Source organism: Ruegeria sp. CDSA079, assembly GCF_059612245.1.
This window is the reverse complement of the sequence record NZ_JBXWQF010000022.1, coordinates 19,149-42,127: the sequence shown is the minus strand read 5'-3', so window position 1 is coordinate 42,127 and position 22,979 is coordinate 19,149. Positions and strand designations below refer to the sequence as shown.

The window sequence follows — 22,979 nt, the reverse complement described above, 5'->3', positions numbered from 1 at the left end:
TCGCATCTGGGGTGGAAAAAAATTAAGACAGCGCGCGTAACATCGTGTGCAGGCAGGAACAGTACGGGACGAACCAAAAATGACCAAGAGCAGTTCCTCGGGCTTGACCCGGCGTGCCCTATTGGGTGCGTTTGCAGCAACCGCAGTCGCGGCAGCACCCTCTTACTCCAATGCAGCAGGCTTTTTGCGCGGTGGCGGTGATATCCGTCGCATTCGTATGTATTCCGGTCGCACGGGCGAACGGTTGGATATGATTTATTGGGTCGATGGTAAATATATCAAGGACGCTGTCAAAGAAGTGAACCACTTCATGCGTGATTGGCGTACAGATCAGACAAAATCCATCGATTTGCGCGCGATTGATATCATGGCAGCATCACACAACCTTCTGGATGTGAATGAACCCTATATGCTGCTGTCGGGTTATCGCTCGCCGCAGACCAACGCGATGCTGCGGTCCAGGTCGCGCCGCGTTGCGCGCAAGTCGCTTCACATGGAAGGTCAGGCTGCTGACCTGCGTTTGGCGTCTCGCTCGGTGTCGCAGATGGCCAAGGCCGCGATGTCTTGCCGCGCCGGTGGCGTTGGCCAGTATTACGGTTCGAATTTCGTTCACATGGATTGCGGCGTTGTCCGCACCTGGCGCGGTTAAAGCCCAGCTTGAACGCCTGACTATATCTGTCCCCGCGCCTCGCGGGTTGAGGAAACTCAACGACTTCTCTGGTCGAATCGTAGTGCTGAGAGGCCTGCTTCCAGATTGTGTAGAGTCTCAGCCTGCCACAGATGGATTTTCTTTAGCACCACTGTGTTTTTGAGTTGCTCTGCAACCACTCACCCCCACGATTGTCACGCGCGTCGGGGTAAAACCCTCTTTTTGCGAAAGAAAACCTACAGGAGGGTATTTTCGAAAATGGCGCACCTGAGAGGATTCGAACCTCTGGCCTCTGCCTTCGGAGGGCAGCGCTCTATCCAGCTGAGCTACAGGTGCCTTGAGGGTTAGCTAACCTTGTTCCGGTTTGGGTGCAACTGGAAATCGTGCCCGTTGCACCCAGTTTCAGACCAAAATCAGGCGAAAAGATCGTGCGCTAATTCAAGGGCATCGATCAAAATGTCGACCTCTTCCGTGGTGTTATAAAGACCAAAGCTGGCACGGCAGGTTGCGGTCACGCCCAGATGGTCCATCAGCGGCCCGGCGCAGTGATGACCAGCGCGGACAGCCACGCCTTTTTTGTCCAGGATGGTCGAAACATCATGTGCATGGCCAGCCCCGTCCAGTGTAAAGCTGAAGATCGCGGCCTTATCGGGACGTGTGCCTTGCACCTGCAACCAGTTCAATCCTGTCAGTCGCTGCATGGCATAGTTACGCAGATTGGATTCGTGGACCGCGATGTTCGCCATTCCCAGATCCATCATGTAGTCCAGCGCAACGCCCAAGCCTATGGTCTGAACGATACCGGGCGTACCCGCTTCGAACTTCATTGGCGGGTCGTTATAAATGACCTCATCCTTGCTGACCTCTTTGATCATGTCACCGCCACCGATGAAGGGGCGCATCTCGGCCATGCGTTCGGATTTGATGAAAATCGCGCCAGACCCGGACGGGCCATACAGCTTGTGACCGGTGATTGCATAGAAATCACAGCCGATCTCTTCGACATTCACCGGCATATGGACCGCGCCTTGGCTGCCATCCACCAGAACTGGAACACCTTTGGCATGGGCACCCTCGGTGATGGCTTTGACATCCACGACCGTGCCCAGCACATTCGAACACTGGGTCACAGCAACCAGCTTGGTTTTTGGACCAATCGCATCAATTACGGCCTGAGGGTCCAGACCCCCGTCCACGTCCACATCCACCCACTTCAGAACAACGCCTTGCCGTTCCCGCAAGAAATGCCAGGGTACGATATTGGCGTGATGCTCCATGACGCTTAGAACGATCTCGTCCCCGGCCTCAAGTCGCGGCATCGCCCAGCCGTAAGCGACAAGGTTGATCCCTTCGGTCGTGCCCGAGTTCAGGACGATCTCATCCTCATTCGAAACCCCAAGAAAACGGGCAATGGTGCCACGCACGGATTCGTATTTCTCGGTGGCCAGATTGGACAGGAAATGCAGGCCGCGATGAACGTTCGAATATTCCTCGGCATAGGCGCGAGTCACGGCATCAATAACGACCTGAGGCTTCTGAGCCGAAGCGCCGTTGTCCAGATAGGTCAAAGGTTTACCATTGACCTGACGCGACAGAATCGGAAAGTCAGAGCGGATTTTCTGCACATCATACATAAGCGTATTTCCTAGACAGGTCCGGTTGGGGTGAACATGAGGACTATGGGCAAGGCGACAATCGCCGCCAGCAGGATTACGGCAAACGCCTTGCCGAGCGAGCCGAACTGATGCGCCTCGTTCAGGAAATGGAGCGTTATGTAAAGGCTCCACCCCAGGGTCGCCAGCAGCAGCAGAAACGTCAAGGCGGGTATGGTTACGCTGGAGATGACCATGGCCAGCAAAGCACCGCTTTGCAAAAAGCTCAGCCAGATCATAAGGGTCAACAGGCCCGAAAGCGTTGCATTCCCCCCAAGCACTCGCCCGACCAACAGAAAGGCGACGACGCTCAGCAGCATTGCACCAGCTGATCGGATCAGAATGAAAGGGATGCCTTCCGCCTCGGGGTTCAACTGGGCGTCCGGCGTCGGGATGATCAGATCGGTGCTGAGTTGGATCAGGCAGTTGAAGACCACCACCAGGAAAAAGCTCAGCCAGACGGCTTCCCGCCCCAGATCAAGGGTCAAAATCTGACGGGCCGCTTCGGCAGGCCGTCTGAGCGTCAGAACGACCAGGGGACCCAAAGGTGGAATATTCATTCAGCTGACCTTTGTACTTGTCTGAGACCGGATAACCAGAACCAGACAAAAACAGCAACCCAAAGGAAGCCCACAATCGACAAAGCAGGTCCCGGCCCGATGAATCCGGCCACCAAACCGTTCAGCAAGACCAACGGCGCCGACGAAAGTAAGGCCCAGAACAGGGCAAGCCTTGCCCCGTAGGCGGTGCCCTTGCCGCCAACCAGTCGCGCAGCCCAATGCGAGACCAAAGCCAGCGTGTAGAAAAACAAAGGCAAAATGAACACAGTACCCAGCAGCGCACCACCCAGCAGCATATTCAACTCAACGCCTTCCAGATGCGCCTGACGCGAGAGCCCAGGCATCTGCGCAATAAACGCGACGATGCAAAAGCCCATCACAAAGACCAGCGCCCGGTCTTCTCGTGGCCCCAAGTCCAGAAGCCGGCGCACAACACGCCCCGGCCCCCGGTATGTTGCCAAAATATCCGACGAAAGAGCCATTAACTGCGGCGGGCGAGCCACCCCTCCAGACGGCTGACAATCTCTTCAGCCAACGCGCTGTCTTCGATTTCGTCCACCGCTTCGGCCAGGAACGCAAGTGTTAGCATATTGGTCGCGTCCTTGGTCGGCACCCCGCGAGACCGCAAATAGAACAGTGCGGTTTCGTCAATCGCACCCGACGTCGAGCCATGCGAGCATGCCACATCATCGGCGTAGATCTCAAGCTCGGGCTTAGCGAGAAACTGGCTGTCACCGTCCAGAAGCAGCGATTGGCTGATCTGATAGCCGTCGGTTTTCTGAGCCCCTTCTTTCACAAGGATCTTGCCCTGAAACACGCCGGTCGCACCGTTGCGCAGCACTTTCTTGAAAACCTGACGGCTTTCACAATTCACTGCGTCATGGGTGACGAACACAGTGTCGTCATGATGGAAGTCGCCATCACCGACACAGGCCCCGGCCACATGGGCCATCGCGTCATCGCCGGTCAATTCCACGACCTGTTCATTGCGCGTCAGCATGCCATTTACGGTCAGGGTGAAGGATTTGTAGACCGACTCAGTCCCCAGGCGCGAGAACATATGGGTCGCAGCGCGACGCTCATGGTCCCTGCCCTGCGCACGGACATGATGCAGCGTGCCCTTGTCGGCAATGTCGATTTCCATGCACTTGTTGAAGCGTGACGCCGCCGGGCCGGTTTCCAGAATGGTTGCCTCGGCCCCGCTTTCCACACGCACAACATGGTGCATGATCACGTCAGAGGTTGGCGAGGCGTGGCGATAGATCAGGTTAATCGGCTTGGACGGTTTGCCTGTCACGTGAATGGCCACACCATCCGAAGCAAAGGCCGTGTTCAGTGCCGCGAGCGGACGCTGCACCGGAGTTTGACCGCGGGCTTCCAGAACCCCATAAAGATCCTTGGCCCAGTGAATATCCTTGCAGCAGATATCCTCGAGCCGGTCGATGCTTACACCTTCCAGTGACAAGTCGTCCGACTCCTCGGCGCTGAAAACACCGTCTACGAAAACGATACTCAACCGGTCGAGCGCATTGAACATCAGGGGTTCATCATCTGCAAAAACTGCAGCCGGGATAGCATCTGGCGAGACCAGCGAATCCGGTTGAGTGTACTTCCAGTATTCATCACGCCGGTTTGGCAGACCAGTTTCAAGCACACGTGCCAGCGCATCTTCGCGCGCGGCACGGGTGCAGCCTGCGTCGGGCATGGTCAACGTAGACAGCCGTGCCTCGGTTGCGGATTGTTTGGCTTCGGGCAAGGCCATCAGTTCACCTCGGCAAGAATGTCGGCATAACCATTGTTTTCAACCTCAAGCGCCAGATCCGGACCGCCGGTTTTGACGATGCGGCCATCGGCCATAATGTGCACCACATCCGGTTTGATGTGGTCCAGCAGGCGCTGATAGTGCGTGATCACCAGGAAACCACGGCCTTCGTCGCGCAGTGCGTTTACACCTTCGGCCACCAGCTTCATCGCATCCACGTCAAGACCCGAGTCGGTCTCGTCCATGATGCACATTTTGGGTTCCAACATGGCCATCTGCAGAATCTCGTTGCGCTTTTTCTCACCACCTGAGAAGCCCACATTGACCGGACGCTTCAGCATGTCAGCGTCGATTTTCAGAGTTTTTGCCTTAGCGCGCACTTCTTTCAGAAAGTCGGCGGCTGACAGCTCTTCTTCGCCACGTGCCTTGCGCTGCGCGTTCACGGCGGTCCGCAGGAAGGTCATGTTGCCAACGCCCGGAATTTCGACCGGGTACTGGAATGCAAGGAAAACACCCGCCGCGGCGCGCTCTTCCGGTTCCATTTCCAACAGGTCTTCACCGTTCAACGTGGCCGACCCTTCGGTAACCTCATAGCCGTCGCGACCGGACAGAACATAGCTGAGCGTCGACTTGCCCGACCCGTTCGGACCCATGATTGCATGCACTTTGCCGGCTTCAACCGTCAGGTCCACACCTTTGAGAATTTGCTTTTCTTCTTCTTCAAGCTGCACGTGCAGGTTTTTGATTTCCAGCATGTTTTGTCCTTTTGCGTATCGCAAGGGGCGTCACGGCCCCATCAATTTCCTAACCCAGAATTCTGCGGATCAGCCGCGCGACGATCCAACCCAGGATCGCCCCTCCGCCCACCGCCCAAACCGGGTTCATGAACTCCATATGATTGACATTGACGAATGCGACGCCCAGCAACCCACCCAGAACAGGAAGGATGTATCCAACCCAGGTCAGCACATTATCCTTCTGGATGCGAGTGCGGCGTGCACGTGTCATCAGCCAACCGAACCTTCCAGCGAGATTGCCACCAGTTGCTGTGCTTCCATGGCAAATTCCATCGGCAGCGCTTGCAGCACGTCCTTGCAGAACCCGTTGACGACCAGTGCCACGGCTTCTTCTTCGTCCATGCCGCGCTGACGGCAGTAGAACAGTTGATCGTCATCCACCTTGGACGTCGTCGCCTCATGCTCAACGCGGGACGAGTTGTTCTTGACCTCGATATACGGAACCGTATGCGCACCGCATTTGTCGCCAATCAGCAGACTGTCACACTGGGTATAGTTCCTGCTGTCCTTGGCTTTCGGGTGCATCGAGACCAGACCGCGATAGGTGTTTTGGGCTTTGCCCGCGCTGATGCCTTTGGACACGATGCGCGATTTAGTGTTGTTGCCCAAGTGAACCATCTTCGTGCCGGTATCGGCCTGCTGATAGTTGTTGGTGATCGCAATCGAGTAGAACTCACCCTGGCTTTCGTTGCCACGCAGAATGCAGGACGGGTATTTCCAGGTCACGGCCGAGCCGGTTTCTACCTGCGTCCACATCACCTTGGACCGATCGCCTCGGCAATCGGCGCGTTTGGTCACGAAGTTATAGATGCCGCCCTTGCCGTTCTCATCCCCGGGGAACCAGTTCTGAACGGTCGAGTATTTCACTTCAGCGTCTTCCTCGACGATGATCTCGACCACCGCGGCGTGCAGCTGTGCGGTATCACGCTGAGGCGCCGTGCAGCCTTCCAGATAAGAGACGTAAGACCCCTTGTCGGCAATAATCAGGGTGCGTTCGAACTGACCTGTGTTTTCCGCGTTGATGCGGAAATAGGTGCTCAGCTCCATCGGGCAGCGGACGCCCGGTGGGATATAGACGAAGGATCCATCCGAAAACACGGCCGAGTTCAGAGTGGCATAATAATTGTCCGATACGGGAACAACAGTACCAAGATACTTCTTCACCAGTTCAGGATGCTCTTTGATCGCTTCCGAGATGGAACAGAAGATCACGCCCGCTTTCTTCAATTCGGCCTGAAAGGTCGTCCCCACAGAAACCGAGTCGAAAACCGCGTCTACAGCAACCTTGCGACCCTCGGCCGGAGCGTCTTCAGCGCCTTCGATGCCAGCCAAAATCATCTGTTCTTTCAGAGGGATACCAAGCTTTTCGTATGTGGCCAAAAGCTTGGGATCAACCTCATCCAGTGACTTGGGCTTTTCTTGCATCGATTTCGGACGCGCATAATAGTATTGGTTCTGGAAATCGATCTCAGGGTAGTCGACCATCGCCCATTTGGGCTCGTTCATCTTGGTCCAGCGCTCGAACGCAGCCAACCGCCATTCGGTCATCCACTCCGGCTCTTCGTTCTTTTCCGAGATCAGACGAACGATATCCGGGTTCACACCCTTCGGCGCGTACTCCATCTCAATGTCAGTATCCCAGCCGTACTTGTAGGTTCCGACCTCGCGTACCGCATCCACGGTTTCCTGATCGACACCATCTTTCACCTGGGTCTGGTCCAAAGCGGCCATAACTTACCCTCCGTCAGATCACGCGGCACGCGCGCGATGCTTTTTCTCTTTCTCAAGCCACGTTTCGGCGAAACGCAGCACATCTTCTTCCGTTGTCCTAGAGCCCAGCGACACGCGGATAGCGCTGCTGGCTGTCACCTCGTCATAGCCCATTGCGGTGAGAACCGCGCTGGCACGAACCTTGCCGCTGGAACAGGCAGAGCCCGCACTGATTGCGAATCCCGACAGGTCCATCTGCATGACCTGGGTTTCGCCCTTCCAACCAGGCGCAGCAAAACACAGGGTGTTCGGCAAGCGTTGCCGCCCTTTCCCGACAAAAATAGGTGATTTTACAGCGGCCTCAAGAGCGTTTTCTAGAATATTTCTAAATTCTTCGATCTGCTCCCAAACGCCGTTAGCCAAGTCCCGTGCCGCAGCTTCAGCTGCGGCCCCGAAGCCCGCGATTCCAATGACATTTTCGGTACCAGATCGACGCCCCATTTCCTGGCCGCCGCCCTTGATGTGCGCTGGCAGATCAGTACCGCGCTTCATCACAACGGCACCAACGCCTTTCGGCCCGCCCAGTTTATGAGCGGACATCAGCGCCATCTGCGCATACATCCAGTTAAACGCAATCGGCAACTTTCCAAATGCCTGAGTGGCATCCGTCACCGCCAAGCCAGGTGGCAGTGTTTGAACGATTCCTGTCTCGGAATTCGCCAATTGAAGGGTCGATTCGCCGGGCACCGAAATCAGAACCTCTCCGGTCGTGGAAACTGGAAGACTCTCATTGATCCAAGCTCTTACCGCATCATGTTCGACTGCCGCGCCGTGCAGGTTACGCCCGGCCAATGTCAACGCCGCGCCTTCGGTCGACCCAGATGTGAAAATGATATCAGCCCCATCGGCACCAAAAGCCGTGGCAACCTGAGCCCGCGCGCGTTCGACAAGTGCCTTAGCAGCACGGCCTTCGGCGTGAACAGAAGACGGATTTCCGCAGATATCCATCGCCGCAATCATCGCCTCTCGTGCTTCGGGGCGAAGCGGTGTTGTTGCATTATGATCCAAATAAACACGATTCATGGATGCATCTTTTTGCCAACAGATTTCATGCGCTTGCGTCGCCTCATTGGATTAATCGTCTACTACCGAGAACAGGTTAGGCACTGCGGGGCATGGGGCGAGGTCGTTCTTGATCACATCGGACAGGCGCGTCTGATGCAAGAACACATATACATGCGCGCTGAGGCTTTCCCAAAGACGATTGGTCAGCGATTGCGCCCGGCTGCCCGAGGATGCACCCGAAGCTCCGGCCCCTTTTTGCAAGGCATCCACCGTTTCATCCACGGCTGCCAGAATCTCGACTACACGGATTTCAGACGCAGGGCGCGCTAGGCGGTATCCACCACCCGGCCCGCGTACCGAAGAAACCAACTCAGCCCTGCGCAGTTTGACAAAAAGCTGTTCCAGATAAGGCAGCGACACGTCCTGGCGTTCAGAGATCTCGCCAAGGGTCACAAGACGGTCAGTTGGTTGCAACGCGATATCTGCCAAGGCAACCATCGCATATCGGCCTTTGGTCGACAGCTTCATATTTAGCCCCTTCTTTGCAGGATTTGCGCGAAATCATTGACGCCGACGCTGCCAGTGCGTATCTCCGACTGACAGCGCAAATAGCGCCAAGCAATGTAATTAGAACCGTTCTAAGGTGTCCGACGATTATCGTCAAGTATATCCGGGCACCCGCACGAAAAAGACAGGACCAAAGCACACATGCCCGAGGTGATTTTTCCCGGACCCGAAGGCCGCCTGGAAGGCCGCTACCACCCGCAAAAGGAAAAAGACGCACCGATCGCAATCGTGCTTCACCCACATCCTCAATTTGGCGGGACCATGAACAACAAGGTGGTCTACAACCTGCACTATGCCTTCTACAACATGGGCTTCACCGTGTTGCGCTTTAACTTCCGCGGCGTGGGTCGCAGTCAGGGCGAGTATGACCAAGGCGTAGGTGAACTGAGCGATGCGGCCTCGGCGCTGGATTACCTGCAATCGATGAACAACAACTCGAAACACTGCTGGGTTGCTGGGTTTTCGTTCGGGGCTTGGATCGGAATGCAGTTGCTGATGCGCCGCCCAGAAATCACTGGCTTCATCAGCGTGTCGCCACCAGCCAACATGTATGACTTTTCGTTCCTGGCCCCCTGCCCGTCTTCGGGCCTGATCATCAACGGATCAGCTGACCGCGTGGCCCCTCCGGCAGACACCACCTCGTTAGTGAACAAGCTGCATGAACAAAAGGGCATCACGATCACTCATACCGAGGTTGAGGGCGCGGATCACTTCTTCCAAGATCGCCACATGGACACGCTCATCACCGATGTCAGTGACTATGTGAAGCGCCGCCTGACCGAGACCACCCGCTGATGTCTGACACCATCATATCTCTTGCGGCCAAACTGGCCGAAGACACGATGAAGGTTATGGATGAAACCGGGGAAGACCGTTTTTTTGTTGAGGTCGGCGAAGTTCTTGGGGCCGCGTCACAATCGCTGGAAGAGGCGTTCTTGACCGAGATACGTGTGCGGCTGGCCGAACGCAAAGCCAGACAGTTTGTAATCAAGCGCCTGACCGCGCATCGCTCGAAACAAAAAGCGATAGAAAAACAATGACGGATCGCTTGTCGGCGCAAATTGCGTTTTTGAAACGGGCCGACATGCTGAAAATGGTTGAGCGGGCAAATGTTCTGCTCGATCAATCCCGGCCCGAGAATTCTGCCGAACACAGCTGGCATCTTGCATTGTGGGCTTTGGTTATGGCCCCCTTGGCCGAGCCAGATGTATCAATTGACCGCGTCATCCGTATGTTGCTGCTGCATGATCTCGTCGAGATCGTTGTAGGCGACCATCCGATCCACTTGGAAACCGACTGGGATCATCTGGCTGATGCGGAACAGGCTGCCGCGTCAGAGCTGTTCGGCTTGCTGCCAACGGATCAGGCACAAACGTTCCTAACTTTGTGGCAGGAGTTCGAGGCGGATCGGACGCCAGATGCGCAGTTTGCCAAGATCCTGGATCGGTGTCAGCCGCTGTTTCAGGTTCTGTGCGCTTCTGATCCTCACCCGGACCACGTGAAAATTGCGCGCGCCAATCTGGACGGTGGTCGCGCCGCCTATCTCGCGCAGGTCTTCCCGCTGGCCTACCACCATGCCACCAACCTACTGACCGGATCTGAAACGCAAGACAACGCGTTCACAACGCGGCTTGAGTTTCTGACTGAAGCGGACCAGTTGAAATCGATCTTGCGCGCGTCGCGTCTGATGGCGGGTGATCGGTTCGAAAACTCTGCCGAGCATTCGTGGCATATCATGCTGTACGCTTGGGTTTTGGCCGAACACGCGCATTCTGAGATTCGGATAGATCGCGTGCTTCAGATGCTCTTGTTGCATGATGTCGTTGAAATCGATGCCGGAGATCACCCAATTCACGGGCAAGTGGATCATGCCGCCCAAGAGGCCAAGGAACAAGCCGCGGCACAGCGGTTGTTTGGTTTGTTGCCGGATGCACAGAGAAGTTTTTTCAAAGACTTATGGCAAGAGTTTGAAGCCGCAGAAAGTGCGGATGCCCAGTTTGCAAAAGCTGTGGACCGGTTTCAGACACCGATTGCAAATCTGGAGACCGGCGGCGGTTCTTGGGTGGACTACAATGTCACCTATTCCCAGCTCGAAGCGCGCGTGCGTCCTGCCATAACAGGTGGGGCACCGGCACTTTGGAATTGGCTTCAGCCCCAACTTGTGACGCATTTCCAGAGTTGCGACGTTACACCTTTAGACGCTTAACGAAAAAAGGAGCCCAAAGGCTCCTTTTTCCTTCTTGGTTCTGAGTGGCGTTAAAAAACACGACTACGATCAAACTGTTGAACCACAATGGCTGCTTCATTTTTGACGGACCCCCCGTCAGCAAGCCACCCAATTGCCACTATCAGACCAGAAACAAAAACGATCGATTTCGCGAATTTCGTCATCAAACAATACTCTTTAACAATTCATAAAATATGAGGTATATCATACACTTATTCTAAGTCGGGAATAGTAAGGTATACCTGACCCAACGGAAGTTAAGATGTGAGACTGTTCTTGCCTTTTTCGCGAATTCTGTGTTCAAGGCGATGACACCACAAAACTCCCGAAAGACCATAATGCCTCAAGCTTACCTGTTTCTGTTGCTGGCCGTTTTGGCGGAAACCATCGGCACAACCGCCCTGCAGGCCAGCCAGCAATTCACCCGGTTTTGGCCGTCCGTTCTTGTTGTTTTGGGCTATGGTGTTGCTTTTTATTTGCTGGCACTGACCCTAAAATCCATGCCTGTGGGCATCGTCTATGCAATCTGGTCCGGGCTGGGCATCTTTTTTATCGCCCTCATCGGCTTCCTGGTTTTCGGGCAAAAACTGGATTGGCCTGCGGTGCTTGGACTGACCATGATTCTGGCTGGAATTCTGATCATTCACCTGTTTTCGAAGACTGCCGGCCACTGATCCTCGGTTAGGGCTGGTATATTTTGTCGCGCCGCGTTATGCGCGCGGCAACTTCCCGTTCAAAGGCTGACCTCTCATGGACCTGCGCAATATCGCAATCATCGCTCACGTGGACCACGGCAAAACGACCCTGGTGGATGAGCTGCTCAAACAATCCGGTGCGTTCCGGGAAAACCAGGCCGTGGCGGAACGCGCCATGGACAGCAACGATCTGGAACGCGAACGCGGTATCACGATTCTGGCCAAGGCGACGTCTGTCGAGTGGAAAGATACGCGTATCAACATCGTCGACACGCCAGGCCACGCCGATTTCGGCGGTGAAGTCGAACGAATCCTCAGCATGGTCGATGGTGTTGTCTTGCTGGTTGACGCTGCCGAAGGCCCAATGCCGCAGACAAAGTTTGTAACCTCCAAGGCGCTTGCGTTGGGTCTGCGCCCGATCGTTGTTCTGAACAAGGTCGACAAGCCCGATGCCGAGCCTGACCGCGCCCTGGACGAATGTTTCGACCTGTTCGCCAACCTAGGCGCTGATGACGACCAGCTCGATTTCCCGGCGATGTACGCGTCGGGCCGCTCTGGCTGGGCTGACATGGAACTTGACGGCCCTCGTAAAGACCTGAGCGCTCTGTTCGATCTGATCGTCGATCACGTCCCTGCCCCCAAGCAAATTGATCAAAAAAGCGAACCGTTCCGGATGCTGGCCACCACACTTGGCAGCGACCCGTTCATCGGCCGTATCCTGACTGGTCGCGTAGAAAGCGGAACACTGAAAGCGGGCGACAGCCTGAAGGCGCTTAGCCGGGATGGCACGCTGATCGAAAACTTCCGGGCCTCGAAAATCCTGGCCTTCCGCGGCTTGGGGCAGCAGCCCATCGACGTCGCCGAAGCTGGTGACATCGTGACCATCGCAGGCATGAGCAAGGCCACCGTGGCGGATTCGCTGGTCGCCCCACAAGTGGAAGAGGCGCTGCCCGCGCAGCCCATCGACCCGCCAACCATCACCGTGACCTTTGGCATCAACGACTCACCGCTTGCTGGCCGCGATGGCAAAAAGGTTCAGTCGCGCGTCATCCGTGACCGCCTGATGAAAGAAGCTGAGTCGAACGTTGCGATCCGGATCACCGACACCCCGGGCGGCGAAGCCTTTGAAGTCGCTGGACGCGGCGAATTGCAGATGGGCGTTCTGATCGAGAACATGCGCCGTGAGGGTTTCGAGCTCAGCATCTCGCGCCCGCAGGTTCTGTTCCGTGAGGAAAACGGTCAGCGGCTGGAGCCGATCGAGGAAGTCACAATCGACGTGGATGATGAGTATTCAGGCTCGGTCATCGAAAAGATCACGGGTGCCCGCAAGGGTGAACTTGCCGAAATGCGCCCTGCCGGTACTGGCAAAACGCGCATCATCGCACATGTCCCGTCGCGCGGGCTGATTGGCTATCATGGCGAGTTCCTGACCGACACACGTGGAACCGGTGTTCTGAACCGTGTGTTCCACGACTGGGCCCCGCACAAAGGTCAAATCCCGGGCCGTCGCGCAGGCGTTCTGATCTCGATGGAGAACGGTCAGGCCGTGGCCTATGCGCTCTGGAACCTGGAAGAGCGTGGCCGCATGTTTGTAAGCCCTCAGACAGATGTTTATCAGGGCATGGTGATCGGAGAGCATTCTCGCGACAATGATCTGGAAGTGAATCCGCTCAAAGGCAAGAAACTGACCAACGTCCGCGCCAGCGGTTCGGACGATGCAGTACGCCTGACGCCCCACATTCAATTCTCTTTGGAAGAGGCGATTGCCTATATCGATGACGACGAGTTGGTCGAGGTGACGCCAAATGCAGTGCGGCTGCGCAAACGCTTTCTGGACCCGCACGAACGCAAACGGATGGCGAAATCGGCCTGATCAACCTGCGCCTGAATCTGTTTCAATTGGAAACAATGGCGCAACTGTGGCAAATTTGCTTCCAACTGATCAAAAAACGCAAAATCGAAAGCCGGGCATTACGCCCGGCTTTTTATTGTAATTACTATAATTTCTTCTTTAAATTGCATTAACTCCCAGTAGCTCTCTCAATCCACATCTTGCGATTGCGACAAAGGCAAGGTGTAAATATGCCGGAAGTGTGACGATGTTCACTCACACCAGCGTCCATTCGGTGCATAGAGGTGAACATACAAGGTACCGAGTTTCGAGGAGTTAAAGATGGTTGTTCCTTCCCTTAAGTTGCCAGTTTTTTTGGCCGCAACAGTATTTGTCGTCGTGCCCATGACCGAAGCCCTTGCAAGCGGAGCGTGTACAGTGAAAACCGCTCGCCAGTCTGCTGGGTCTCCTGGGGTCCTGTGCGAATGCGATAGTGTTACATCCGGCATGTTGCGTTATATCCAGCGTCGCGCTGATTTTGACCAGATCGTTGCGCGACTGGGGGCGGAGTGTTCTCCGCTGGCCGACTTGCTGACTGACCTTCCGACGGCTTCGACCGGAGCGACGGACTCCCGGTCAGGTGATGGGCCGTCCCAAGAAGGTGACAACGGCGGCACCCCCGGAGGCACAAACAATCCCGGTGGAAACAGCGTCCCTGATGGAAATGACTCTCCTCAGAGCGGTGATCCCGACCAGAGCGAGCCTGAACGTGAAGAGCCCGATCGGGGCGAACCTGAACGTGAAGAGCCCGATCAAGGCGAACCTGAACGTGAAGAGCCCGATCAAGAAGAGCCTGATCAAGAAGAACCTGATCGCGAAGAGCCCGATCAAGAGGAGCCTGAGCGCGAAGAGCCTGAAGAACTGCGCTGACAGTTGGCAGCGGCATAAGTGTACGTGCTGCGGTAACTGACGGTCAACTTGAGACAACGGATCCCAGAACCGTCAGGCCGACTATGAAGTAGCGATGAAGACTTGGATGCCAAATCCAGCAATGAAAAAAGTGGGCGCAGTCAAAACTGTGCCCACCTAGCTTTCAAAGCGGCTGGTTTTCAGCTGCTTCCGTAGACACCAACCCAACGACCGGGTTTTTTAGGGTCCTGCATGCGAAGGAATAAATACCGGGTCTTGGACCATGGTTTGATGCGGTTGGTCAGGTTGTCCAAGACCAAGTCGCCCTGCGCCGAACGATAGATCAAAACCGCATGAGCAGTCCGGCGCGTATCCAGAACCGTAGCAATAAAGAGCTTGCTTGGATCCACTCCGGCGTGGATGAGGTCTCTTTTCTTCAACAACGCAAAGTCTTCACAATCCCCACCTCTGGCCGTTGGGAGCGCCCAAAGCTCGCGCGTTTTGTACTGCGACTGATCCGTCACGTCGCGCGTTGAGACATTCACCCGCCGGTTAATCTCTTTCACTACCTGCATTTCAGATTGAATGGTCAGTGTCGAAGATCGTGCCGCAGTACACGCCCAACTATATTGGCGGCACAGGTTTCTTGCCCCGGTTGGCGGTGGTGAGGATGTTACGGTGGGAATAAATCGGCCTTCAGAGGCATGCGCTTCATTCGCGACAAAGCTAGTTGCCATGACTGCCGCTGCCATGCCAATCGCGCAGACTGAAGCTGACAAAACTCCGGTAACTCGGTAGCCGACCGTTTTGACCAATGACATCATGCCCATTCCCCGATCCAGTATCATCCAATTGATTGCCGATACTGCAGACCCACATTCCGCTTCTTGAATCTATTCGCGAAAGGGCCTCAGTCGCAATCATTTCGAACGTGCCGAGGAAAAAGGGCGAAAATTCGTTCTGTAATTTGACAATTTCGGGCAGGAATTAGGACGACTCTGCCACATTTCCAGGCAGCACCTTTGAAAAAGGAACTTTAGAATCTCATGGCAAGCTTTTGTTAAAGAAAATAAAATACGAAGGCCCGCAGATCGCGGGCCATTCTCAGTGTGTGGTAAGGGCGTATAAGCTGAAAATCGCTGAAACCAGCCCAAAGGCGGTCTGTTCGATAACTATTCAGTGATCTCAACCACAAGCAGCTCTCTCTCGCTAGCATTGCGGGCATGATTCAGCGCCTGTTGGTAATCATCCGAGTTGTAACACTCGACCGCTGCCTCAAGCGAGGGGAATCGGGCGACCACGTTGCGTGGCCGCTCTTTGCCTTCCAACTGAACATAGCGTGCAGCACGCGCGATGAACTCACCACCGTGCTTAGCTATGGCTGGTCCTGCCAGCTCGGCATATTTTCCATATGCATCGGCGTCCGTTACAGTGACATGTGCAATCCAAAGTGCAGCCATCTTATCCTCCCAATACCTGTTCTGCGGCCTTGATCGCAGCATCCGCATTCGATGCGTCCTTGCCGCCACCCTGGGCCATATCAGGTCGGCCACCGCCGCCCTTGCCGCCCAATTCAACCACGGCCGCTTTGACCAGATCCACCGCCGAAACGGTTCCCGTCAGGTCCTCGGTCACACCAGCTGCGACCGCAGCCTTGCCGCCTGTATCTGCAATAAGAAGAACAGCACCTGATCCAAGACGCGCCTTATGTTCATCGATCAGCGCTGGAAGATCTTTGCCCGACACACCATTGAGGGCTTGCGCCAGGAATTTAACGCCATTGACATCGCGCGCCTCGGCCCCACCGCCCTGCCCGGCCCCGCCGGCCATGGCTAGATCGCGGCGCAACTGAGCCACTTCGTTCTGCAATGACTTGCGCTCATCCAACAGGCTCTTAACCCGGGCGACAACGTCATCCGGTTGTGCCTTCAGTTCCAGCGCCACCTGAGCAAGCCGGTGATCTTGAGCCGACAGGTAACGGTTGGCCTCATCCCCGGTCAGCGCTTCGATCCGGCGCACACCGGCACTGCTGGCGCTGTCCCCCAGCAAGACAAACGTACCGATATCCCCGGTCCGGCGCACATGAGTTCCCCCGCACAGTTCGATTGACCAGGTTTCACCATCCTGACCCTTACCCGTGGGGGCTTTGCCCATCGAGACAACACGGACCTCATCGCCGTACTTCTCACCAAACAACGCTTGTGCCCCCAGTTCTCGCGCATCATCCGGTGTCATGATCCGGGTTTCGACGGTTGAGTTCTGGCGGATGAAGCTGTTCACTTCGCGCTCGACCTTCTGAATTTCATCAAGGCTCAATGCTTTGGAATGGCTGAAGTCGAAACGCAGACGATCCGCTGCATTCAGCGAGCCACGCTGCGCCACGTGATCCCCCAGAGCTTCTCGCAGCGCTTCGTGCAGCAGGTGCGTGGCCGAGTGGTTGGCGCGAATAGCCGACCGGCGGGCATGATCCACCTCAAGCTCGACCGCGTCCCCCTTGGACAGCGTGCCGTTTTCGACCGATACTTTATGCGCATAGACTTTGCCGTCGGCAAACTTCCTGGTATCCTCTACCCGGCTGAGATCATCGCGATCGTCGACACGGCGCAATTCACCGGTATCACCGATCTGACCACCGGCCTCGCCATAAAATGGGGTCTGGTTGACGACCACCCAACCGCTTTCCCCGGCGTTGATTGTGTCCACCAAAGCGCCGTCTACAATCATAGCAGCAACCTGAGCTTCGGCCTTCTCAGTCTCATAGCCCAGGAAATCCGTCGCACCTGCCGAATCCAACACATCAAACCACACGGCTTGATCCGCAGCTTCGCCAGAACCGGCCCATGCCGCCCGCGCCTTGGCTTTTTGTTCGGCCATGGCGGAATCAAACCCTTCGGTATCAACAGCACGACCCTTTTCGCGCAACGCATCCTGAGTCAGGTCCAGTGGGAAGCCATATGTATCATAGAGTTTGAAGGCCGCGGCACCCGGTAAAGGCGCGCCCTCGGCAAGTCCCGCAACCTCGTCATCCAGCAGTTTCAAACCGCGATCCAACGTTTGCTTGAACTTGGTTTCTTCAAGCAACAAGGTCTCTTCAATCAGGGGCTGGGCCTGCGTCAGTTCCGAGTAATGCCCACCCATCAGCTGTACCAGAGTTGGCACAAGACGGTGCATGACGGGATCCTTTGCACCCAACAGGTGCGCATGGCGCATGGCGCGGCGCATGATCCGGCGCAGAACATAACCACGCCCATCATTGCTGGGCATGACCCCATCCGCAATCAGGAACGATGTCGACCGCAGGTGGTCTGCAATGACGCGATGATGCACGTTCTGATCACCAAAAGGATCCACGCCGGTCGCATCCGCAGACGCTTCGATCAGGGTTTTAAACAGGTCGGTGTCATAATTGTCATGGCTGCCCTGCAGCAACGCTCCGATCCGTTCCAGCCCCATACCAGTGTCAATGGACTGCATATCCAGCTCGACCATCGAGCCGTCTTCGAACTGCTCGTTCTGCATAAAGACGACGTTCCAGATTTCGATGAACCGGTCACCGTCTTCTTCAGCAGACCCCGGAGGGCCGCCCCAGATGTGATCGCCATGGTCATAGAAAATCTCAGTACACGGGCCACAAGGACCGGTCGGACCCATCTGCCAAAAATTATCGTTGGTGGCGATACGGATGATCCGATCTTCCGGCACGCCGACTTTTTTCCAGATTTCAAACGCCTCGTCATCGGTGTGATAGACCGTGGCCAACAGGCGGCTTTTGTCGATGCCGAATTCCTTGGTAATCAGGTTCCAGGCGAACGGGATTGCCTCGGACTTGAAGTAATCACCGAAGGAGAAATTGCCCAACATCTCGAAAAACGTGTGGTGGCGCGCGGTATAGCCCACATTGTCCAGGTCATTGTGTTTTCCGCCTGCACGCACACATTTCTGCGCTGTTGTGGCGCGTGTGTAGTCGCGGGTCTCCAAGCCGGTGAACAGGTTCTTGAACTGGACCATGCCCGAGTTCACGAACATCAGCGTCGGGTCGTTGCGCGGGACCAGCGGGCTGGATGCCACAACCTCATGCCCCTGTTTTTCAAAGTAGTTCAGAAAAGTCGATCGGATATCGTTCAGGGTTGGCATAGGGCTCTCTCGGCGCGCAAAAGTCTTGGTCTCCGCTGGTTTATCCCCCTGTCCGAGCAGTGTCCACAGTGGAGGCGCCCCGGAACGAAACAAGGCGGCCCGATGGACCGCCCCTTTCATAGTCTTTTCAATTTACAACCGGAAACCGAAGAGCTTCCGAAGCTCTCGTCAGCGGCTGTTAGGCTTCGAGGATGTCATCATCCTCAGCGGCACCCTGAGGCATGTCAAATTCTAGCCCATGAGCGGCGCGAATCTTGTCTTCGATGTCCAGCGCAATACGGCTATTGTCACGCAGGTATTGTTTAGCGTTCTCACGCCCCTGCCCGATCCGTTCATCGCCATAGCTGAACCATGAGCCTGACTTTTCAACCACGCCTGCTTTGACACCCAGATCCAGCAACTCACCCATTTTCGAAATGCCTTCGCCATACATGATGTCGAATTCGACCTGCTTGAAGGGCGGTGCCACCTTGTTCTTCACAACCTTGACGCGGGTCTGGTTGCCGACAACCTCGTCCCGGTCCTTGATCGCACCGATGCGGCGGATGTCCAGACGAACCGAGCTGTAGAATTTCAGTGCGTTACCACCAGTAGTGGTTTCGGGGCTGCCAAACATGACGCCGATCTTCATCCGGATCTGGTTGATAAAGATGACCATACAGTTCGAGCGGCTGATTGAACCCGTTAGTTTCCGCATCGCCTGGCTCATCAGGCGGGCCTGAACGCCAACACTGCTGTCGCCCATATCGCCTTCAAGCTCGGATTTCGGCGTCAACGCCGCAACCGAGTCGACGACGACCATATTTACTGCACCTGAACGAACCAAAGTATCGGTGATCTCAAGCGCCTGTTCACCCGTGTCAGGCTGTGAAATCAGCAGTTCGTCCAGATCGACACCCAGCTTACGGGCATATTGCGGGTCCAGCGCATGTTCCGCATCAACAAAGGCACAGACACCGCCGCGCTTTTGCTGCTCTGCAATGCAATGCAGCGTCAGCGTCGTTTTACCTGAGCTTTCAGGGCCATAAATCTCGACAATTCGCCCCATTGGCAGACCACCAATTCCCAGCGCAATATCCAGCCCCAGCGAACCGGTCGAGCTTGCCTCGATATCCTGCGTGGCACCTTCGCCCAGCTTCATGATCGAGCCTTTTCCGAACTGCCGTTCGATCTGGGCCAGCGCACTGTCGAGCGCCTTTTGCTTGTCTGCGTTTTTCTTGTCGCTCATTGTCAGAAGATCCGCCATTGTCCTGTCGCCTTCCCTTTTGTCACACCCTTGAACGGGCGGCAATCGCTGCTTTGTTCGCCTCTTGTTCCTTATGGGACCAAAAAGAGAACATTTCAACTAAAACTTACAAGACTCACTCTTCTGCAATTGTGTTAAAGAGTCGTTTACGACAATCTGCCAAAAGGATCAGGTCGAAGCGGAACGCGATATATGCTTGTTTTTTATGAAGAACGCCTGGCTTTTCTTGCGGTTCCCAAGACCGGCAGCACGGCGTATCACACAGCGTTGCGCGACCGGGCCGATCTTGTCGTGACCCATCCGCCCGAATTGAAACATGCCACCGTGCGCCGATATGATCGGTTTTTTCAGAATATTTTTCAAAAAGTCTGCCACACCGAAATGGAAATCATAGCCATCGTGCGTGAACCGATAGACTGGCTGGGCAGTTGGTATCGTTTTCGCGGCCGCGACGATTTGCAGGGTCATCCCCGTTCCACTCGTGACATGAGTTTTGAAAGATTTGTTCAAGCCTACATGCAGTCGCCGCGCCCCGACTTTGCCGATGTCGGCAGCCAGAGCAAGTTTTTTCAAACTCGCAGCAACAGCACCGGGACGATCCATACTTTTAAATACGATCATCAGGACAAGATCCTGGATTTCCTGCAAACCCGTCTGAACACGCAGATCGCGTTACAGCAGGAAAACGTATCCCCCCTTAAAGATCTTAGCCTATCGCCAGAGACCGAGGTGCAGTTCCGGGAGACTCACGCGGCGGAATTTGCGCTCTATGATGCGGCCCTCTGAGCCCGTCAATTCAGCTGTTGGAACACTGCTTCTGTCAATTGATTAAGCGAAAAGGGTTTCGGTAGGAAGGTGGAGTTGGCGATATCCGGCCCCGAATCTCCGAACGCCCCTTCGGTGTACCCAGACACAAAGACCACGCGGGCACCCGGGCGTGTTTTTTGCGCTTCGCGCACCCAGGTCGGACCGTCCATGCCCGGCATCACCACGTCAGTGACAAAGACATCGACATTCAACGCTGGATCCTCAAGCAGTTTCAGCGCCTCTTCCGCCGAGTCTGCTTCAAGCACGGTATACCCCTTCAAGCGCAAGGCGCGCGTCGCAAAGGCGCGGACCGGAGCTTCGTCTTCGACCAAAAGCACCACCCCTTCCCCTTGCCGCGCGTTATGCGTTTCAGGTTGCTTTGGCGTATCGACCTCAACCTCGGCTGCGGTCACGCAAACGGGCAAAAAGACGGTGAATTCAGTGCCGCGCCCCACAACGCTGTCTACAAAGATGAAGCCGCCCGTTTGCTTCACGATGCCATAAACCGTGGACAGCCCGAGCCCGGTGCCCTCACCCGTGCGCTTGGTTGTATAAAACGGTTCAAACACTTTCTGCAGCTTGTCCGCTGGGATGCCCGTTCCACTGTCGACAACCCGGACTGTCACATATTCACCCGGTTGCACAGTTGCCCGATCGCGGCTGAACGGTTGCGATAGATTCACAACCCCGGTTTCAATGCGGATCTCGCCGCCGTCCGCCATCGCGTCGCGGGCATTGACGACCAGGTTCATCAGCACCTGCTCCAATTGGCGCTTGTCGGCGCGCACCGGTTTCAATACCGGATCGTGGCTCAGCGTCAGTTGAACTTTCTCACCGACCAGCCGGTTCAACAGGTGAATCAGGTCCGAGATCGTTTCTCGCAGATCCAGCACCTCGGGTCTGAGGGTCTGCTTGCGGGAAAACGCCAAAAGCTGGCTGACAAGTGCGGCCGCGCGATTTGCGTTCTGATTGATCTGAACGAGATCGCCGTAATCCGGGTCATTTTGATCATGCCGCAGCAAGAGCAAATCGCAGTGACCCGAGATAGCCGTGAGCAGATTGTTGAAATCATGCGCCACACCCCCGGCCAATTGGCCCACAGCCTGCATCTTTTGACCCTGAACGAACTGACCCTCCAGCGTTTTCAGTTCGGTGGCGTCATTCAATACAGCAATCAGCCCCGCTTTGCCGTCTGAAACGACTTTGCTTAACGTGACCTGAACAAAGACCTCTTTTTCGTCTCGGATCAGCTGCAGAAACTCCGTGCGTTGGACGTCCTCTTCAGACGCTGTGCGCGCCAACCAGTCTGGAATAGGTATGCGCAGTCCCCGCATGACTTGGTCGATATTGGTGCCTTTCAGCGTATCCTTCCCAAGCAGTTTCGCGGCCAATCTGTTGGTGTCGAGGATCGTACCATCTGTCGACAGGTTCAGAATTGGAACCGGAAGATCTGCAAAAGATGTCCCGGCCTCTGACACGGCGGGTTTCGGCAGCGGGACCAACCCCAGACATCGTTTGGTCCCGGTTTGCGACAGGTCTGCCACTGCGACTGACACCACCCCATCACGAGATCGGACAGTGTTTACGGACCCGTTCACGGGAACTTCCCCACAGAAGATGTCCGGAATATTGTTGGGTGCGTTGCCGAACATGCGCGTGGCGGCCAAATTTGCGTGTTGGATTTCACCCCTTTGCCCAATTGTCAGTACTGGTATGCTCAGCTCTGCATTGACAGCTGCCTCTCCTTCCTGAAAGCGCCAGTAAAATACATCAGCGCTTAGCCGAAACGCGGTCACGGACAATGTATTTCCGCCGTTCGGAAACTCTTCAAACGCACGCCCGTTTGATTGAACTTGAGATTGCAACCTCAACAAAACCGCCTGAGGGTTCGAAAACGTAGACCGCAAACACAAGGTCAGCGGAATACCTTGTACAGCCCCGAACCTTTTCTTGGCCCGCGCGTTGGCGGTCAGAACTTCCCCGAATGTGTTGGCGACCACAAACGGAGCATCTTGGTGTTCCGCACAAGCACTCATGACCGCCACATTGTTTTGTGCGGTGACATTGGCCATATGTACCTTGATCGCGACGCAGATCGCCACAACAAGCAGGGATATGCCGGCAACTGTCAGACCCGCGTTCCAGTCCGACGACAGAATGCCCGTCATCGGTGTCAAAATGATCAGAAACGCAAGACACAAAAGTGAACCGATGCGTGTGGCTGATGGCAGGTTGGCTAGGGAAGGATCTCGAACAAATACGGCAGTGTCAGACATAAAATAGGCTCAGACGAAAAGGTGGCAGCAGTAGAGGCTAAATTGGTTAACGCACGCTTAACGGATTTCGACAAGCGCCAATCTACCCTGGG

General features: G+C 55.6%; 22 protein-coding genes and 1 tRNA gene. 8 read left to right on the top strand and 15 right to left on the bottom strand.

The window, feature by feature from the left end; all coding sequences use genetic code 11:
- The first annotated feature begins 79 nt into the window (after positions 1 to 79).
- Positions 80 to 649, top strand: a complete 570-nt coding sequence (mepK, locus tag AC2FJZ_RS18715; protein ID WP_050602496.1) for a peptidoglycan L,D-endopeptidase MepK — start codon at positions 80 to 82, stop codon at positions 647 to 649.
- Between the two features lie 259 nt (positions 650 to 908).
- Here mepK and AC2FJZ_RS18710 read toward each other — a convergent pair.
- The 10 genes from AC2FJZ_RS18710 to iscR form a co-directional block, all read right to left on the bottom strand.
- Positions 909 to 985, bottom strand: a tRNA-Arg gene (locus AC2FJZ_RS18710).
- 77 nt (positions 986 to 1,062) lie between these two features.
- Entirely contained in the window at positions 1,063 to 2,283 is a 1,221-nt protein-coding gene (locus AC2FJZ_RS18705; protein WP_496779532.1) for a cysteine desulfurase, read from the bottom strand.
- An 11-nt stretch (positions 2,284 to 2,294) separates the two neighbouring features.
- Positions 2,295 to 2,861 (bottom strand): YIP1 family protein, encoded by a 567-nt coding sequence (locus AC2FJZ_RS18700; protein ID WP_496779530.1) that lies wholly within the window; start codon positions 2,859 to 2,861, stop codon positions 2,295 to 2,297.
- The gene (locus AC2FJZ_RS18695) at positions 2,858 to 3,343 is read right to left on the bottom strand and encodes a YIP1 family protein (RefSeq protein WP_050602503.1); all 486 of its coding nucleotides are present in this window, start codon (positions 3,341 to 3,343) and stop codon (positions 2,858 to 2,860) included. The genes AC2FJZ_RS18700 and AC2FJZ_RS18695 overlap by 4 nt, the downstream gene beginning before the upstream one ends.
- Positions 3,343 to 4,623, bottom strand: coding sequence for a SufB/SufD family protein (locus AC2FJZ_RS18690; RefSeq protein ID WP_496779528.1), 1,281 nt, complete (start codon positions 4,621 to 4,623; stop codon positions 3,343 to 3,345). The genes AC2FJZ_RS18695 and AC2FJZ_RS18690 overlap by 1 nt, the downstream gene beginning before the upstream one ends.
- Positions 4,623 to 5,378, bottom strand: a complete 756-nt coding sequence (sufC, locus tag AC2FJZ_RS18685) for a Fe-S cluster assembly ATPase SufC (protein WP_050602505.1) — start codon at positions 5,376 to 5,378, stop codon at positions 4,623 to 4,625. Before sufC ends, AC2FJZ_RS18690 begins: the two co-directional genes overlap by 1 nt.
- A gap of 49 nt (positions 5,379 to 5,427) precedes the next feature.
- Positions 5,428 to 5,631: a hypothetical protein gene (locus AC2FJZ_RS18680; RefSeq protein WP_496779527.1), complete on the bottom strand. Its 204-nt coding sequence runs from the start codon at positions 5,629 to 5,631 to the stop codon at positions 5,428 to 5,430.
- A complete protein-coding gene (gene sufB / locus AC2FJZ_RS18675) occupies positions 5,631 to 7,151 on the bottom strand; it encodes a Fe-S cluster assembly protein SufB (protein ID WP_496779525.1) in 1,521 nt (506 codons plus the stop codon). Before sufB ends, AC2FJZ_RS18680 begins: the two co-directional genes overlap by 1 nt.
- An 18-nt stretch (positions 7,152 to 7,169) precedes the next feature.
- Entirely contained in the window at positions 7,170 to 8,213 is a 1,044-nt protein-coding gene (locus tag AC2FJZ_RS18670; protein WP_496779523.1) for a cysteine desulfurase family protein, read from the bottom strand.
- 51 nt (positions 8,214 to 8,264) lie between these two features.
- Positions 8,265 to 8,723: a Fe-S cluster assembly transcriptional regulator IscR gene (iscR, locus tag AC2FJZ_RS18665; protein WP_496669967.1), complete on the bottom strand. Its 459-nt coding sequence runs from the start codon at positions 8,721 to 8,723 to the stop codon at positions 8,265 to 8,267.
- Between the two features lie 180 nt (positions 8,724 to 8,903).
- On the opposite strand from iscR, the gene AC2FJZ_RS18660 reads away from it, so the two are divergent.
- The 6 genes from AC2FJZ_RS18660 to AC2FJZ_RS18635 all read left to right on the top strand — a co-directional run bounded on the left by AC2FJZ_RS18660 (position 8,904) and on the right by AC2FJZ_RS18635 (position 14,445).
- Positions 8,904 to 9,557 carry an alpha/beta hydrolase gene (locus tag AC2FJZ_RS18660; protein ID WP_050602510.1) on the top strand — a complete coding sequence of 218 codons (654 nt, stop codon included), beginning with the start codon at positions 8,904 to 8,906 and terminating at the stop codon, positions 9,555 to 9,557.
- A complete protein-coding gene (locus AC2FJZ_RS18655) occupies positions 9,557 to 9,802 on the top strand; it encodes a hypothetical protein (protein WP_050602511.1) in 246 nt (81 codons plus the stop codon). The genes AC2FJZ_RS18660 and AC2FJZ_RS18655 overlap by 1 nt, the downstream gene beginning before the upstream one ends.
- The gene (locus tag AC2FJZ_RS18650) at positions 9,799 to 10,968 is read left to right on the top strand and encodes an HD domain-containing protein (RefSeq protein WP_496779521.1); all 1,170 of its coding nucleotides are present in this window, start codon (positions 9,799 to 9,801) and stop codon (positions 10,966 to 10,968) included. Before AC2FJZ_RS18655 ends, AC2FJZ_RS18650 begins: the two co-directional genes overlap by 4 nt.
- A gap of 359 nt (positions 10,969 to 11,327) precedes the next feature.
- Positions 11,328 to 11,663, top strand: coding sequence for a DMT family transporter (locus AC2FJZ_RS18645; RefSeq protein WP_496779519.1), 336 nt, complete (start codon positions 11,328 to 11,330; stop codon positions 11,661 to 11,663).
- Between the two features lie 76 nt (positions 11,664 to 11,739).
- Positions 11,740 to 13,557: a translational GTPase TypA gene (gene typA, locus AC2FJZ_RS18640; RefSeq protein ID WP_496669970.1), complete on the top strand. Its 1,818-nt coding sequence runs from the start codon at positions 11,740 to 11,742 to the stop codon at positions 13,555 to 13,557.
- A gap of 300 nt (positions 13,558 to 13,857) precedes the next feature.
- Entirely contained in the window at positions 13,858 to 14,445 is a 588-nt protein-coding gene (locus tag AC2FJZ_RS18635) for a hypothetical protein (protein WP_496779517.1), read from the top strand.
- A 179-nt stretch (positions 14,446 to 14,624) separates the two neighbouring features.
- Here AC2FJZ_RS18635 and AC2FJZ_RS18630 read toward each other — a convergent pair whose 3' ends face one another.
- From AC2FJZ_RS18630 to recA, 4 genes are all read right to left on the bottom strand, one after another.
- Positions 14,625 to 15,248, bottom strand: coding sequence for a transglutaminase-like cysteine peptidase (locus AC2FJZ_RS18630; RefSeq protein ID WP_496779515.1), 624 nt, complete (start codon positions 15,246 to 15,248; stop codon positions 14,625 to 14,627).
- A 348-nt stretch (positions 15,249 to 15,596) separates the two neighbouring features.
- The gene (locus AC2FJZ_RS18625) at positions 15,597 to 15,884 is read right to left on the bottom strand and encodes a DUF1330 domain-containing protein (protein WP_496669974.1); all 288 of its coding nucleotides are present in this window, start codon (positions 15,882 to 15,884) and stop codon (positions 15,597 to 15,599) included.
- 1 nt (position 15,885) lies between these two features.
- Complete coding sequence (gene alaS, locus AC2FJZ_RS18620) at positions 15,886 to 18,558, bottom strand: alanine--tRNA ligase (protein WP_496779513.1); 2,673 nt, start codon at positions 18,556 to 18,558, stop codon at positions 15,886 to 15,888.
- A 178-nt stretch (positions 18,559 to 18,736) separates the two neighbouring features.
- Positions 18,737 to 19,804, bottom strand: a complete 1,068-nt coding sequence (gene recA, locus AC2FJZ_RS18615) for a recombinase RecA (protein ID WP_496669976.1) — start codon at positions 19,802 to 19,804, stop codon at positions 18,737 to 18,739.
- Positions 19,805 to 19,996: 192 nt separating this feature from the next.
- On the opposite strand from recA, the gene AC2FJZ_RS18610 reads away from it, so the two are divergent.
- Positions 19,997 to 20,590, top strand: coding sequence for a sulfotransferase family 2 domain-containing protein (locus tag AC2FJZ_RS18610; RefSeq protein ID WP_496779511.1), 594 nt, complete (start codon positions 19,997 to 19,999; stop codon positions 20,588 to 20,590).
- A 5-nt stretch (positions 20,591 to 20,595) separates the two neighbouring features.
- Here the strand turns inward: AC2FJZ_RS18610 and AC2FJZ_RS18605 are convergent, their stop codons facing one another.
- A complete protein-coding gene (locus AC2FJZ_RS18605) occupies positions 20,596 to 22,887 on the bottom strand; it encodes an ATP-binding protein (protein WP_496779509.1) in 2,292 nt (763 codons plus the stop codon).
- Positions 22,888 to 22,979: the final 92 nt, after the last annotated feature.